Origin of the sequence: Kluyvera genomosp. 3, assembly GCF_011765685.1 — a bacterium.
Classification (GTDB): Bacteria; Pseudomonadota; Gammaproteobacteria; order Enterobacterales; family Enterobacteriaceae; genus Kluyvera; species Kluyvera georgiana_A.
Map to the genome: position 1 here is coordinate 1,908,964 of NZ_CP050321.1, position 14,722 is coordinate 1,923,685.

The 14,722-nt window shown below is 54.1% G+C and carries 13 protein-coding genes; 9 read left to right on the forward strand and 4 right to left on the reverse strand.

Annotation, left to right across the window (positions count from 1 at the left end; all coding sequences use genetic code 11):
* The first annotated feature begins 312 nt into the window (after positions 1-312).
* Positions 313-3,117 (forward strand): flavocytochrome c, encoded by a 2,805-nt coding sequence (locus tag GY169_RS08820; protein WP_167575519.1) that lies wholly within the window; start codon positions 313-315, stop codon positions 3,115-3,117.
* Between the two features lie 69 nt (positions 3,118-3,186).
* Positions 3,187-4,152 (forward strand): FAD:protein FMN transferase, encoded by a 966-nt coding sequence (locus GY169_RS08825; protein WP_167575520.1) that lies wholly within the window; start codon positions 3,187-3,189, stop codon positions 4,150-4,152.
* Here GY169_RS08825 and dcuR read toward each other — a convergent pair.
* Positions 4,133-4,852 carry a two-component system response regulator DcuR gene (gene dcuR / locus GY169_RS08830; protein ID WP_163448941.1) on the reverse strand — a complete coding sequence of 240 codons (720 nt, stop codon included), beginning with the start codon at positions 4,850-4,852 and terminating at the stop codon, positions 4,133-4,135. The two genes, GY169_RS08825 and dcuR, sit on opposite strands and share 20 nt — an antisense overlap.
* Complete coding sequence (locus GY169_RS08835; protein ID WP_167575521.1) at positions 4,845-6,467, reverse strand: sensor histidine kinase; 1,623 nt, start codon at positions 6,465-6,467, stop codon at positions 4,845-4,847. Before GY169_RS08835 ends, dcuR begins: the two co-directional genes overlap by 8 nt.
* 168 nt (positions 6,468-6,635) lie before the next feature.
* On the opposite strand from GY169_RS08835, the gene GY169_RS08840 reads away from it, so the two are divergent.
* Positions 6,636-7,532: an N-acetylmuramic acid 6-phosphate etherase gene (locus GY169_RS08840; RefSeq protein ID WP_167575522.1), complete on the forward strand. Its 897-nt coding sequence runs from the start codon at positions 6,636-6,638 to the stop codon at positions 7,530-7,532.
* A gap of 56 nt (positions 7,533-7,588) precedes the next feature.
* On the opposite strand, the gene ompC is transcribed toward GY169_RS08840, so the two are convergent.
* Positions 7,589-8,776, reverse strand: a complete 1,188-nt coding sequence (gene ompC, locus GY169_RS08845; RefSeq protein WP_163448944.1) for a porin OmpC — start codon at positions 8,774-8,776, stop codon at positions 7,589-7,591.
* A 695-nt stretch (positions 8,777-9,471) separates the two neighbouring features.
* On the opposite strand from ompC, the gene drpB reads away from it, so the two are divergent.
* From drpB to GY169_RS08865, 4 genes are read left to right on the forward strand one after another with little or no spacing between them, the layout of a single operon-like run.
* Positions 9,472-9,753: a cell division protein DrpB gene (gene drpB, locus GY169_RS08850; RefSeq protein ID WP_163448945.1), complete on the forward strand. Its 282-nt coding sequence runs from the start codon at positions 9,472-9,474 to the stop codon at positions 9,751-9,753.
* A 44-nt stretch (positions 9,754-9,797) separates the two neighbouring features.
* Positions 9,798-10,505 (forward strand): phosphohydrolase, encoded by a 708-nt coding sequence (locus GY169_RS08855; RefSeq protein ID WP_163448946.1) that lies wholly within the window; start codon positions 9,798-9,800, stop codon positions 10,503-10,505.
* Positions 10,506-10,559: 54 nt separating this feature from the next.
* Complete coding sequence (locus tag GY169_RS08860; RefSeq protein ID WP_167575523.1) at positions 10,560-11,981, forward strand: DNA cytosine methyltransferase; 1,422 nt, start codon at positions 10,560-10,562, stop codon at positions 11,979-11,981.
* The gene (locus tag GY169_RS08865; RefSeq protein WP_167575524.1) at positions 11,962-12,456 is read left to right on the forward strand and encodes a very short patch repair endonuclease; all 495 of its coding nucleotides are present in this window, start codon (positions 11,962-11,964) and stop codon (positions 12,454-12,456) included. Before GY169_RS08860 ends, GY169_RS08865 begins: the two co-directional genes overlap by 20 nt.
* Here GY169_RS08865 and yedA read toward each other — a convergent pair.
* On the reverse strand, positions 12,416-13,342 hold the full coding sequence (yedA, locus tag GY169_RS08870) for a drug/metabolite exporter YedA (RefSeq protein ID WP_167575525.1): 927 nt from the start codon (positions 13,340-13,342) through the stop codon (positions 12,416-12,418). The genes GY169_RS08865 and yedA overlap by 41 nt on opposite strands.
* Before the next feature lie 176 nt (positions 13,343-13,518).
* On the opposite strand from yedA, the gene GY169_RS08875 reads away from it, so the two are divergent.
* Positions 13,519-14,430: a DUF808 family protein gene (locus tag GY169_RS08875; protein WP_167575526.1), complete on the forward strand. Its 912-nt coding sequence runs from the start codon at positions 13,519-13,521 to the stop codon at positions 14,428-14,430.
* Between the two features lie 77 nt (positions 14,431-14,507).
* Complete coding sequence (locus tag GY169_RS08880; RefSeq protein ID WP_163448950.1) at positions 14,508-14,690, forward strand: YodC family protein; 183 nt, start codon at positions 14,508-14,510, stop codon at positions 14,688-14,690.
* The last annotated feature ends 32 nt before the right edge of the window (positions 14,691-14,722 follow it).

A 14,722-nucleotide genomic window follows, 5' to 3' on the forward strand; every position in this document is an offset into this window, starting at 1 on the left:
CTTTGTTAATTATTATGTGATTGATTTTGTTGTGTTTTATTCTGCATTCTAAGTGGTTTGTCCACTGATTTTGAAGTGGTATTTAGCACGGCTTATATTAAATAATTGTGAACGAATTATATTGTAATTAGTAACACCATGGAGGTATTCCTGTTATTCGAGGGATTAAATAGTTTTATAACTAACGTAATGACTTTAGTAACTAAAATTATCGCTATATTAATATCATGATATCGGCATAACAAATAACTCAAATGCAGCCCGATCCCGAATTCTTGAATTTAAATCTTTTAAAGTTTGGAGTTTATTCTTATGAACAGTGATCATCGCGTACTTAGCTCCTTTACCTTGCCCAATGGCACAGAGCTGAAAAACCGTCTGTTTATGGCGCCTATGACGACGTGTTCGGGTTATTTCGATGGCTCAGTTAGCAGCGAACTGGTGGAGTACTACCGTGCTCGTGCCGGGCGTATCGGTACCATCATCGTCGAATGCTGTTTTGTTGATGACTTAGGCCTGGCTTTCCCAGGGGCGCTGGGTATCGACAGCGACGATAAAATTGCCGGGCTGGCGAAAATTGCCGAAGCCATCAAATCCCAGGGTTCCAAAGCGCTGCTGCAAATTTATCACGGTGGCCGTATGGTTGATCCGAAGCTGATCGGTGGGCGTACACCGGTCGGGCCAAGCGCCGTGGCCGCACCGCGCGAAGGCGCTGCGACACCGGTTGCGTTGACCACGGCAGAAGTGGAAGGCATGGTGGGTAAATTTGGTGAAGCGGTGCGCCGCGCTATCCAGGCCGGTTTCGACGGTGTGGAACTGCACGGTGCTAATACCTATCTGATTCAGCAATTCTATTCCCCAAACTCCAACCAACGCGACGACGAGTGGGGCGGCAGCCGTGACAACCGCGCCAAATTCCCGCTGGCGGTGCTGGAGATCACCCACAAAATGGTGCGCCAGTATGCGGATGATGCCTTTATTATCGGCTATCGCTTCTCGCCGGAAGAGATGGAAGTCCCGGGGATCCGCTTCGACGACACAATGTATCTGCTGGAAAAACTGGCCGCACGTGGCCTGGACTACCTGCACTTCTCCGTTGGCGCGACCCTGCGCCCGTCTATCGTTGAGACCAATGACCCGACGCCGCTGATTGAAAAATATGTGGCCATGCGCTCTGAAACGCTGGCGCAGGTACCGGTCATGGGCGTTGGCGGCGTGGTAAACGACAACGACATCGAGAGCGCAATGGAACACGGTTACGACCTGGTGGCCGTCGGCCGTGCCTGCATTGCATATCCGGACTGGGCGGACCGTATTGCGGATGGCCAGACGCTGGATCTGTTTATTGACAGCACCCAGCGTGAAGCGCTGAACATTCCGGAACCGTTGTGGCGCTTCTCGCTGGTGGAAGCGATGATCCGCGATATGAGCATGACGGTGTCAAAATTTAAGCCGGGCGTGTTTGTGGAGACCGTTCAGGATGATGCCGGTGAACTGGTCATTAACGTAAGCCTGGAAACCGACCGAATTGCCGATATCGAGCTGACCGGTGGCGTCGATCAAGACGTTGAGTTCGTCACCAGCTTTGAAGAGATTCGTTCCCGTATTCTCGACGCGAATACACCACATGTTGACGCCATTTCCGGTGCAACCAGCCAGAGCGAGGCGGTGAAAAAAGCGGTCTCCAAAGCGATGGTGAAATCCAGTAAAGCGCTGGCGGCGGAAGAGGGCGGCGATGCCGCTGCGCCAAAAGCCTACGACGTGGTTGTCGTTGGCAGCGGTGGCGCCGGTCTGGCGGCGGCAATTCAGGCTCATGATGATGGCGCGAGCGTGCTGATCGTCGAAAAAATGCCGACTATCGGTGGTAACACCATTAAAGCCTCTGCCGGGATGAACGCGGCGGAAACCCGCTTCCAGCGCGTGAAAGGTATTCAGGATAGTAAAGAACTGTTCTACGCCGAAACGCTGAAGGGCGGTAAAAACAAAAACAACCCGGCGCTGTTGCATCGCTTTGTGGAAAATGCACCGCAGGCGATCGAATGGCTGGCGGATCGCGGCATCATGCTGAACGATATCACCACCACCGGTGGCATGAGTATTGACCGTACTCACCGCCCGAAAGACGGTTCTGCCGTTGGTGGTTATCTCATCAGTGGCCTTGTGCGTAACGTCACGAAACGTGGAATTGATGTCATGCTCGACACTTCGGTGGTCGATATTGTAATGGAAGGCGGCGAAGTGGCGGCGGTGCGTCTGCTGACCGACGAGCAGGAAAGCGTCACCATTCCGACTCGTAGCATCATCGTGGCGACCGGCGGTTTCAGTGCTAACAGCGAGATGGTGGTGAAATACCGTCCGGATCTGGCGGGCTTCGTAACCACCAACCACAAAGGCGCAACCGGCGGCGGCATTGCATTGCTGGAGCGTATTGGTGCTGGCACGGTGGATATGGGCGAAATCCAGATTCACCCGACGGTGGAACAGAAAACCTCTTATCTGGTCTCGGAATCCATCCGCGGCGGCGGCGCAATTCTGGTGAGCCAGCAAGGCAACCGCTTCTTTAACGAAATGGAGACCCGCGATAAAGTCTCTGCGGCGATCATTGCGCTGCCGGAACATTACGCCTATATCGTCTTTGACGAACACGTCCGTAGCAAAAATAAAGCAGCGGATGAGTATATCGCCAAAGGTCTGGTGACCAGCGCCAGCACGGCGAGTGAACTGGCGGCTAAACTCGGATTAGACGAAGAGACTTTCCTGGCAACGCTTGCCCGCTATAACGATGCCGTGGCGAAACAGGACGACGAAGAGTTTGGTCGTAAAACCGCGCTGCGTGCGCCGATTAATGAAGGGCCGTTCCACGCGATTCAGATTGCGCCGGGCGTACACCACACCATGGGTGGGGTAACCATTAATACCGAAACTCACGTGCTGAATGCGCAAAAACAGGTGATTCCAGGCGCTTATGCTGCCGGTGAAGTGGTCGGTGGTATTCACGGTGGCAACCGTATTGGCGGAAACGCCGTTGCTGATATTATTATCTTTGGTACGCTCGCCGGCCATCAGGCTGCGTTGCGCGCGCAGCAGGTACCCTGGGCCATGCTGGAATCAGCATAACGAACGGATGGCACAGTCCCATAGCCCGGCGTTGCCGGGCTATTTCAACTGAAGTGAAGGGGGATTTTGATGTCAGATACCACTCGGGTATACAGTTATTCCGCGATTCTGATGGGCTCGCCCATCCTGCTAAAACTCTTCGTCCACGACGAGGCGCTCGCCTCCCGCGTGTTCCGTCTGATTAAACAGTATGAAGATCTGCTGACCGTAAACCGTGCTCAGTCGCAGGTGATGGATATCAATCATGCGGCGGGCCAACGTGCGGTGAAGGTCAGTAGCCCGGTTTACGCCCTGATCAAATGCGCAAAAGCGGCAAGCGAGCTACCACAGAGCGCTTTTAACCTGGCTATTGGGCCGTTGGTGAAGCGCTGGCGGATTGGCTTTAAGGGCGACAGCGTGCCGCCAGCGGATGAAATTACGCATCTGCTGACGCTGACCAGGCACGAGCAGGTCATCCTCAACGACGACGATGAGAGCGTTTTTCTGGCGCAGCCGGGAATGGAGATCGATCTCGGTGCGATCGCCAAAGGGTATATTGCCGACCGTGTGCGCGATTTTTTACGTCAGGAAGGCGTGGCGCAGGGGCTTATCAATCTTGGCGGTAACGTACAAACGCTGGGCATGCCGGAGGGCGGGTGGTCAATTGGCCTGAAAAAACCGTTCTCTACCGCAGGCGCGATGATTGGCACGCTCGACGTCGAAAACAAGTCGGTCGTGACCTCCGGTGTTTATGAGCGATTTTTTGAACAAGACGGCCAGCTGTATCACCATATTCTCGACCCGCGTACCGGCTACCCACTGAATAATGAACTCAATAGCGTGACGATCGTCAGCGCAAACTCCATCGATGGTGATATCTGGACCACGCTGATGTATGGCATGGGGGTCGAAAAGGGCTGTGCGGCGCTGCGCGCAAGGCCGGATATTGAGGCGATTTTTGTGACGAAAAAGAAAGAGGTGGTCCTGTCATCGGCCCACCTCTATCGTTTCACGCTGTTGGATAACGAGTATCGCCTTACTGACAGTACTGTTTGAGCAGGCCGTATTGTTCCGGCTGCAGGCGATAGCGATAGACCGGACGGCCTGTCGCCCCGTAGTGAATACTGGTAAAGAGAATGTTGATTTGGGCAAGCCAGATCAGATATTTACGGCATGACACGCGGGAAATATTCACCGCCTGCGCCAGATCGTCGGTGGAAAACTCCGTTTCCGGATGCGCATCAATCCACTGGCACAGCGTGCGCAGGGTCTGTGGCGTCAACCCTTTCGGCAGCCGTTTGGTGTCTGCCAGTTCGGGCGAGCCACCGTGCAGCAGGCGGTCGACATCGGCCTGTTCATAGTAGGCGTGACTCCCCATCAGCTGCTTTTTCTCGCGCCAGCTCAGCAGCGCTTCTTCAAAACGCGGGAACTGGAAAGGCTTAATCAGATAGTCCACCACGCCGTAGCGCAGCGAAGTCTGAACGGTGGCGGCATCGGAGGCGGAGGAGATCATGATAACGTCAATCGCGCGTCCTGCGTTACGCACCTCAGGCAGCAGATCCAGCCCGTTGTCCTGCTGCATATAAACATCCAGCAGGATCAGGTCGATAGACAGCGCAGGATCCAGCAGCTTGTCTCGCGCCTGCTGGAGTGTTGAAGCGATACCGCAGCAGGCAAAACCGTCCACCCTCTCGATATAGCAACGATTCAGGTCGGCCACCATGGCATCATCATCGACTATTAACACATTAATCACGCCTGTTCCTCTCGCTATCCCACGGAATATGTACAAAAAATTGCGTAAATACGCCAGGCTCTGACTCGACGGAAAGCGTTCCGCCAAGGTTCTCCGTCTGCTGACGGGCCAGGAACAGCCCGACGCCGCGGTTTTCGCCTTTGGTTGAAAATCCTTTATTGAAAATAGCGTCGATGCGCACCGGGTCAATCCCCGGGCCATCGTCGCTGACTTCGGCGCTCAGCCAGCCATTCTGGTAGTGTAGCAGCAGGCCAATTTCACCTTCGCCCTGGCCGGCCATGGCGTCCAGGGCGTTCTCAATCAGGTTGCCAAGCACGGTCACCAGAACCGCCACCTGTTCTTCGTTTGGATTATCGGGCACCAGACTCTCTTCGGCCAGCGTCAAATTCACCCCCACGTCGCCCGCGCGGTTGATTTTACCCAGCAGGAAACCGGCAATAATCGGTGATTTTATTTTATGCTGCAGCGTACCAATATCCGCCTGATAGTTCTGAGCGGTTTGCAGAATGTAGTCTTCGAGCTTGTCGTAGCGCTTCATGTGCAGTAACCCAAGAATGACGTGCAGTTTGTTCATAAATTCATGGGAATGGGCACGCAGGGCGTCGATATAGTTGACCAGCCCATCCATACGCTGCATCAACTGGCTAACCTCGGTTTTATCGCGGAAAGTGCCGATGGCGCCAATGACGCGCTTGTTGTTGCGCAGCGGAACGATGTTACACAGCAGCAGACGGCCGTTGCAGCCCATTTCACGGTCGGTCACCGGCGAGCCGCTGGCGAGCACTTCTTTGAGGTTAGTGAGCAGCGGCGCGTGTTGCTCAGCGCCTAAAGCATGGGCATCGGCAGAAAAAAGAATGTGACGCGCAGCCTGATTAATCAGGGTCACACGGCCTTTGTCGTCAACGGCTATAACGCCTTCGCGCATGGATTGCAGCATGGCCTGGCGCTGCTCGAACATCCTGGAAATCTCATGCGGCTCGAAGCCAAACAGGATATTTTTCAGCACGCGCACCAGCCCCCAGATCCCCAGCGTGCCAACGACCGCGCTAAACAAGACGAACCAGATAGCGGTCCACCGCGCTGCGCTAATTTGTTCGTCCACTTTCTGAAGTGAGATACCGACGATAGCCACGCCAATTTGCTGGTGTTGGTCATTGTAGATGGGCGAAAAGACGCGTAGCGCCTCGGCCAGCACGCCGTGGTTAATGGACAGATTCTCATGGCCTTTGAGCGCAGGCTGGAGATCGGCGCCGATAAAGTGCTGGCCAATCAGATGGGTGTTGGGGTGCGAGTAGCGCACCGCATCCATGTTGGTGATAACGGCATACAGCAGGCCATTGCGCTGCTGTACCGCTGTCGCAATCGGCTGAATGATATTGTGTTCAGGCGACCCGGTGAGCCCGCGTTTGATCTCCGGTGAATCAGCCAGCGTGCGGGCGATGGCAAAGGCCTTGTCCTGCAGGCCGGTGCGAGTCGCTTTAGTGATCTGCATGAAATAGAAGGCGTAAACCACCAAAAGGACGGAAATAATCACGCTGCACACCATCAGCGTCACCAGCGTACTGAGCTTCATCGGGCGCTTAGCCTGAGGTGGCTGTTGTGGCATATTGCGCATGAAAACCTTCTATTATCAACGGCAAAAAATCATTATCGCCGATGTATCCCTTTTCTTAAAGCCATCGTGTCCTGACAAAACCAAACCTTTCTTTGTGACCGTACTCGCAGAGCTTTCCATACAAAACACTTTAGTATTGTTGAAGAACCCATAATAAGGAGTCCGTTTATGAGCATTAAGCTTGCAGGTTCAGTCATGGAAAGACGCAGTTCGACGACCGCTGAAATTGACCGACTGTCCACTCACGATATGTTAAGTCTTATTAATCAAGATGATAAGATAGTTTCAGATGCTGTCGCCTCCTGTCTTGATGAACTTACACGTCTGGTCGACCGCGCGGTGGCAACCTTAAGCCACGGTGGCCGGGTGGTGATTGTCGGCGCGGGCGCTTCGGGCCGGAACGCGGTGCTGGCCGCTAATGAGTACGCGCCGGATGAAAAACATCCGCTGGTGGGGCTGATCGCGGGCGGGGCGCTGGCGATGCTGCACGACATGCGCGAGGCGGGGCAGGACTATAACCGCGGTGTGCTGGATCTGCAGGCCATCGGGTTTACGCAAAAAGACATGCTGATCGGGCTCTCCGTTCGCGGCAAAACACCGTGGTTATGGGGCGCCATGCGCCATGCCTGGTCATTGGGGGCGACAAGGGCGCTGATTACCCGCAACGTGCACAGCGAAGCCGCCGAGCTCGCCGATATCGTCATTGCGCCGCAAACCGGCGCGGAAGTGGTGGCGGGCTATGGTAATCCGAAGGCGATTCTCGCGCAGAAGCATGTGCTCAATATGTTGACCACTGCGTTGGCCGTCCGTACTGGCCGGGTCTACAGCAATATGCGTGTTGATATTCGCGGCAACACGACGCAGATGATGGAACGGCAGATTGCGATTGTGATGGAGGCGGGCGGCTGCACGCGCGCGGCGGCGAAAGCGGCGCTGGAAAGTTGTGACCATAACTGTAAAACTGCGGTACTGATGGTGCTTACCGGGATGGATGCCTGGAAAGCCCATGAACTGCTGGCGCAAAATAACGGCTTTGTGCGTCTGGCGCTGCAGGAAGCGCCGTAATCTGAAATCAGTAAAAAGCCCGCAAAATAATGCGGGCTTTGCTTGTCGCGTACAGCTTAGAACTGGTAGGTCATGCCTACACCAACGATATCGTCGGTAGAGATGCCGTTGGCGCTGTAGAACTGTGAATCTTCATCCAGCAGGTTAATTTTGTAATCAACATAGGTGGAGAAGTTCTTGTTGAAGTAGTAGGTTGCACCCAGGTCAACATAGTTCACCAGATCCTGGTCGGTCAGGTAAGAACCGTTGCTGTTGGTGTGAACACCAACGTCTACGCCACGGGAGTAAACCCACGCCAGAGACGGACGCAGACCGAAGTCGAACTGATACTGTGCGGTGACTTCGAAGTTTTGTGTTTTGTTGGCAATACCATCATCGCCAAACGGCGTCATGTTGCGGGTTTCCGCATACATCATTGCCAGATAAACGTTGTAGGCGTCGTATTTCGCACCAACGGTCCAGACGTCAGCTTTATCGCCGCCGGCGCTTACACTACCGTTTTTACCGTTACCATAGCGATTGTTAACACCAGCATAGGCAACCTGATCGTTGGTACGATCGGATGTTGCGTAGGCTGCGCCAATGCTTAAACCCTGTAATTCAGGGACCGCATCAGCGAAATCAAACGTTGTGGACATGCTGTAGCCATCACCGTTCTGGAAACGAACGCTGTTATGACCATTTTTCGTCCCTTCCTGGTTGTTTGAACCGCTTTCGTTAGCGCCCTGATACTGCAGCGCAAAGTTCCAGCCGTTGACCAGACCGAAGAAATCGCTGTTACGGTAGGTTGCTACGCCGTTGGTACGGCCAACCATAAAGTTGTCGGTCCAGGTGTAAGAGTCGCCGCCGAATACCGGCAGCATATCGGTCCAGCCTTCAATGTCGTATACGGTACCGTAGTTACGGCCATAATCGAAGGAACCAAAGTTGGCAAACTTCAGGCCAGCAAACGCCAGGCGGTTGAAGGATTTGTCACCAGCGCCTTCGGTGTCGTTAGCGTAGGTTTTGTATTCCCACTGGCCGTAGCCAGTCAGGTCGTTGGTAATCTGGGTTTCGCCTTTGAAACCGATTTGCACGTAGGTTTCATCGCCGTCATCGCCAGCGTTGTCGGAAAATGTGTGACGTGCGTCGATCTTACCGTACAGATCAACTTTATTGCCGTCTTTATTATACATTTCCGCCGCATTTACCGCGCCTGCCATTAATAAGGCAGGAACCAGCAGTGCCAGTGCTTTAATTTTCATTATACTTTCCTTTGCATGATAACGCATGTGAATATAGTAACGTCATCCGGCGTTACGTGTTCGAATACTATATTGAGAGTTCAATTTATTTCAGGATATAAATGAAACAAAGTTATATTAAATATTTCAAAATATTTCTTTTATAATTAAAGTAATATATATGATGTTTTTTGTATTTTAAATTACCATGAAATTCATTTGTTTATGTGTTTTGCTGATGTGTGTTGATGTAATTATTAATGTTGAGTATGTTTTTATTGAAGGGCGCTACAGGCAAAAAAAATCCCGACTGCACTGGCATACAGTCGGGAAGGTCATAAAAAACTTCTTGATGCATAAACAAAAGGCTAATAACAAGCATGATAATGGCACGATAAAAATGAAAAATAAAGTCTTAGCGTTTCTTTTTTAATATAGAAATGATGAATTTAATTATGATTAATAAATACTATTTTGTATGAGAACAGAATAAATAGTGGCGATTAACAATAAAGATACTGAGATTGTCCCTGTGTGCCGATACGGCGATGGCGGCACAGGCAGCGCAAACTTGCCAGAGATCAAGGTGGCGGCACTTCGTGGCCCACAGGTCGATCTGGAGACTATCTCGCGGCACGCAAATTGTTATAATGTGATTTGCGTCACATCATAAATGTGACGACCGTTTGAATGAATTGCATGACGAGAGTGTTTTTATGGAAGAAAGGACGAGCCGCGGACCAGGCGGTAAGCTGGCGCTGTGGGTCTTTTACGCGTTTTGCGGCTACTTTATCTGGGCAATGGGTCATTATATTTGGGTCATCAGCGATGTGCAGAGCATTCCCGGCGCCACCCTTGAGGGGGAAATGGGCTCGACCAGCGGCAAATGGCTTGGCGCGTTGTTGGGCTTTCTGGTTCTGAGCATTGTCGGCGGCCTGCTGGGCGGCATTGCGTGGTACACGCGCCCTCGTCGCTACGGGCAGGAAGAACGTCTGTAATCTTGCTATGCTGGGGGAAAATATTCACTCAGGCGACACCCAAAATGGATTTAACCGCATGGCAGCAGGACGTTGAGTTCTGGTTTGAACAACATGAGTTTCACGGCGATGCTTCACATGATATCGCCCATTTTCGCCGGGTGTGGCATACCGCCCGGCAGATAGCGGAAGGGCGGCCGGTCGATTTGCTCGTCATTCTGCTGGCCAGTTATTTTCACGACCTGGTGAGTCTACCGAAAAATCACCCTGATCGTGCGCAATCCTCACAGCTGGCGGCGCAGCGAACTTTAGACGTTCTGCGCCGCGATTTCCCCCATTTCCCCAGCGAACGTTATAGCGCTGTCGCTCATGCGATAGCGGCGCACAGCTTCAGCGCCAGGATCCCACCGCAAACGGAAGAAGCGCGAATTGTCCAGGATGCCGACCGGCTTGAGGCGCTGGGTGCCATCGGGCTGGCTCGCGTGTTTGCTGTCTCGGGTTCGATGAATACGGCGCTGTTCGATGCTGACGATCCCTTTGCCGATCGCCGGCCGTTAGATGACAAAACCTACGCGCTGGACCATTTCCAGACCAAACTGCTGCGCCTGCCTGCGACGATGCAAACTGAGAAAGGGCGGGAATTAGCGCAAAAGAATGCTGATTTCCTGGTGCACTTTATGGCAAAACTGAGCGCCGAACTGGCGGGCGACCCGCTGTCGCTGGATGCGGATGTGCTGCGGCGATTCGCGCCACAAGAATCCAGCAAACTGTGATAATCTCGCCTTTATTTGCGCTTTCTTTTTCCTTTTCTGTATCTGGTCAAATTTATGCAACAACGAGTCTTATCAAACGAGGTAGCGTTACCCGACGAGCCGGACGCTCAGGCGCTGCTGGAGCATATCCTGGAGATTTACGATCTTAAGACCGTTGTCGCCGAGCTGGTTGCCGTAGGGGAACAGCACTGGAGCCCGGCTATTGTTAAACGTGTCGTCACGTTGGGGCGTGCCAATACCCGACTCAGCGAAAACGAGCAGGCGCATCTTGCTGGGTTGCTGCCGAAGCCGCCCGCTCATCATCCGCATTATGCATTCCGCTTTGTCGACCTTTTTGCCGGTATTGGTGGAATTCGCAATGGCTTTGAGGCGATTGGCGGCCAGTGCGTGTTCACCAGCGAGTGGAACAAACATGCGGTGCGTACCTATAAGGCGAACTGGTACTGCGATCCGCATGAGCACCAGTTCAACGCCGACATTCGCGATGTCACGCTCAGTGCTCGCACCGACGTCAGCGACGCTGAGGCGCAGGCGCATATTCGCCAATGCATTCCGCAACATGATGTTCTGCTCGCAGGCTTTCCCTGCCAGCCGTTTTCGCTTGCCGGGGTATCGAAAAAAAATGCCCTGGGCCGTGCGCACGGGTTTGCCTGTGATACGCAAGGCACGCTGTTTTTTGACGTAGTACGAATTATTGACGCACGCAGGCCGCCCATCTTTGTGCTGGAAAACGTCAAGAATCTCAAGAGTCACGATGGCGGGAAAACCTTCCGCATTATCATGCAAACCCTGGACGAGCTGGGCTATGAAGTTGCCGATGCTGCGGATATGGGGGCCGATGATCCGAAGATTATCGACGGTCAGCACTTCCTGCCGCAGCACCGCGAACGTATTGTGCTGGTTGGCTTCCGCCGGGATTTAGGCCTGCATCAGGGCTTCACCCTGCGCGATATTCCCGCGCTTTACCCTGCGCGTCGTCCGACGTTTGGCGAGCTGTTAGAGCCGAATGTCGATGCCAAATTTATCCTGACGCCGGTGCTGTGGAAGTACCTCTATCGCTATGCGCGTAAGCATCAGGAAAAGGGCAACGGATTCGGTTATGGCCTGGTTGACCCAACGCGAGCCAGCAGCGTGGCGCGTACGTTGTCGGCACGCTATTACAAAGACGGCGCGGAGATCCTCATCGATCGCGGCTGGGATCGCGCGTTGGGCGAAAAACATTTTGACGATCCACAGAATCAGTTACGTCGACCGCGTCGCCTGACGCCGCGCGAGTGCGCGCGGTTGATGGGCTTTGAATCGCCGCAGGGCTACCGCTTTCGCATTCCGGTCTCGGATACCCAGGCCTATCGCCAGTTTGGTAACTCGGTGATCGTGCCGGTATTTGCCGCCGTGGCCAGGCTGCTGGAGTCGCGTATCCTGCAAGCGGTACAAAAGCGGGATGCGGAGAAGAAGAATGGCGGACGTTCACGATAGGGCCACTCGCAGCAAAAATATGCGTGCTATCGGTACGCAGAATACCGCCATTGAAAAAAGGATGGCGTCCTTGCTCGAGCAGTTGGGCCTGCGCTGGCGGGCTCAGGACACACGTTTGCCGGGACGGCCAGATTTTACGCTCGACGACTATCGTTGCGTCATTTTTACCCACGGCTGTTTCTGGCATCAACACGATTGCTATTTGTTTAAGGTGCCCGCCACGCGAACCGAGTTCTGGCTGGCGAAAATTGGCGCTAATGCGACTCGCGATCGACGGGATATCGGCCTGCTGGTCGAACAGGGCTGGCGAGTGCTGGTGGTATGGGAGTGCGCGCTACGCGGACGACAGAAGCTAAGCGATAGCGCGCTGAGCGAACGGCTGGAAGAGTGGATCTGCGGCGGCGAAGGCAGCGCGCAGATCGGGATTCAGGGGATCACGAATCTAAACCTGCTTTCTTCGTCGGGCAGGGAGTAGCCGATGCTTTCGCCGGGAACAGGTATTTGCCTAAGGTCACCAGGACAACCGCCGCAATGATAATCGCCAGCGCCAGCCACTCAGTCGCAGAGAGATGCTCGCCATTAAAACCGGTGCCCAACAGCACGGCGACCACCGGGTTGACGTAAGCGTAGCTGGTGGCCACGGCGGGGGTAACATTACGAATCAGATACATATAGGCATTAATGGCGATGATAGACCCGAAAATCGCCAGGTAACCTACCGCCAGAAAACCGTGCAGATCCGGTAACGTCGTCAAGCGTTCACCGCTGAGCAGCGAGGCCAGCATCAACACAATACCGGCGGCCAGCATTTCAATTGCCCCGGCCATCATGCCGGTTGGCAGCGTGATACGTGATCCATACACCGAACCAAACGCCCAGCTCAGCGAACCAATCAGAATCAGCAGCGCTCCCCACGGGTTGCCGCTAAGGTTGCCGCCGCTGTTTAACAGCACGATGCCCGCCAGACCGATGGCGATCCCCAGCCATTCCAGCTTACGGGTGGCGATGCCGAAAAAGCGGCTAAAGCACAGCGTAAACAGCGGTACGGTCGCCACCATGACGGCGGCAATCCCCGAAGGCACATGCTGATGTTCCGCCACCGTCACCATGCCGTTCCCCACGGCCAGCAGCAGTACGCCAATCAGCGCCGCGTTGAGCAGCGGCCCACGCGGCGGCAGCCGGTGCCCGGTCGCCAGCAGATACATCATCAGCACCACGCCCGCCGACAGGAAGCGCACGCCCGCCATCATCAGCGGGGGCCAGCTGGCAACGCCAATGCTGATGGCAAAATAGGTCGACCCCCAGATGATATACAGCGCGAACAGCGCGCCAACCAGGGGTAACAGTTGTTTAATACGCATACTTCCTCACGGCAAAATAGCAAGCAGGCTGATAGTAAACGCGAAAACGAGTTCGCTGGCGAGTGCTTTAATTAAGGGGTTGATGTTATTTTTATGTTATAAATATGTATCTCTTACACCCCGCGATATTTTGCTTCATACTTTACTCTCAATAACAAAAAGGAAGGATGTCGCTTGTGGCGGGAAGTAGTTTATTAACCTTATTAGATGATATCGCGACTTTACTCGACGATATCTCGATGATGGGCAAACTGGCGGCGAAAAAAACCGCCGGTGTGCTGGGCGATGATTTATCGCTGAATGCCCAGCAGGTGTCAGGCGTGCGCGCTAACCGCGAATTGCCGGTGGTGTGGAGCGTGGCCAAGGGGTCGCTGCTCAATAAGGTGATTCTGGTACCGCTGGCGCTGCTGATCAGCGCCTTTATCCCCTGGGCGGTGACGCCGTTGCTGATGATCGGCGGGGCCTATCTGTGCTTTGAAGGCGTGGAGAAGGTGCTGCATAGCCTGCATGCGCGTAAGCACAAGGGCGATGAAGCTGCCCGTCAGAAGCGTCTGGAGACGATTGCGCAGCAGGATCCGGCTATCTATGAGCGCGATAAAGTTAAAGGGGCGATTCGTACCGACTTTATTCTGTCGGCGGAAATCGTGGCAATTACGTTGGGCATTGTGGCACAAGCGCCGTTGCTCAATCAGGTACTGATTTTATCCGGCATCGCGCTGTTGGTGACCGTGGGCGTCTACGGCATTGTTGGGGTGATCGTCAAGCTGGATGATATGGGTTACTGGCTGGCCGAGAAGCGCAGCGTGCTGGCGCAAGGGCTGGGAAAAGGCTTGCTGGTGGTAGCACCGTGGCTGATGAAAACGCTCTCGGTGGTGGGAACGCTGGCGATGTTTCTGGTGGGCGGCGGCATTGTGGTTCACGGCGTAGCGCCGTTGCATCATGCCATTGAAGGTTTTGCCCAGCAGCAGTCGGCGTGGTTGGCCATGGCGTTGCCAACGCTGGCAAACCTGGTATTGGGATTTATCATTGGCGCCGTGGTGTTGGCCGCGGTGAATCTCATTGCCCGTTTGCGTAAAAAGTCGGCATAAATAATCCAATTCCGCTACGCAAAGAGGGCGTGACCAGGCTAATGTAAAACTGTTTCACCCTGATACCGGAGGCAATAATGGTCTTTTTGGTCAGTGATGAAGTCCGGCCCAAAAACGGTGGGCCGCGGATGGTGGTAACCGGTTATGCCAGCGGTATGGTGGAGTGTCGTTGGTATGATGGTTTCGGCGTCAAACGGGAAGCATTCCGTGAAGATGAGCTGATTCCCGGCGCCATCCATCAGCAAGAACAGGCATCATAACCGTGTTTACGCCCGGCATTTGCCGGGCGTTT

Excerpts from the sequence above, each read along its gene's own strand:
- GY169_RS08820 (WP_167575519.1), top strand. The coding sequence starts at position 313 with ATGAACAGTGATCATCGCGTACTTAGCTCCTTTACCTTGCCCAATGGC.
- GY169_RS08825 (WP_167575520.1), top strand. The coding sequence starts at position 3,187 with ATGTCAGATACCACTCGGGTATACAGTTATTCCGCGATTCTGATGGGC.
- GY169_RS08835 (WP_167575521.1), bottom strand. The coding sequence starts at position 6,467 with ATGCGCAATATGCCACAACAGCCACCTCAGGCTAAGCGCCCGATGAAG.
- GY169_RS08840 (WP_167575522.1), top strand. The coding sequence starts at position 6,636 with ATGAGCATTAAGCTTGCAGGTTCAGTCATGGAAAGACGCAGTTCGACG.
- ompC (WP_163448944.1), bottom strand. The coding sequence starts at position 8,776 with ATGAAAATTAAAGCACTGGCACTGCTGGTTCCTGCCTTATTAATGGCA.
- drpB (WP_163448945.1), top strand. The coding sequence starts at position 9,472 with ATGGAAGAAAGGACGAGCCGCGGACCAGGCGGTAAGCTGGCGCTGTGG.
- GY169_RS08855 (WP_163448946.1), top strand. The coding sequence starts at position 9,798 with ATGGATTTAACCGCATGGCAGCAGGACGTTGAGTTCTGGTTTGAACAA.
- GY169_RS08860 (WP_167575523.1), top strand. The coding sequence starts at position 10,560 with ATGCAACAACGAGTCTTATCAAACGAGGTAGCGTTACCCGACGAGCCG.
- GY169_RS08865 (WP_167575524.1), top strand. The coding sequence starts at position 11,962 with ATGGCGGACGTTCACGATAGGGCCACTCGCAGCAAAAATATGCGTGCT.
- yedA (WP_167575525.1), bottom strand. The coding sequence starts at position 13,342 with ATGCGTATTAAACAACTGTTACCCCTGGTTGGCGCGCTGTTCGCGCTG.
- GY169_RS08880 (WP_163448950.1), top strand. The coding sequence starts at position 14,508 with ATGGTCTTTTTGGTCAGTGATGAAGTCCGGCCCAAAAACGGTGGGCCG.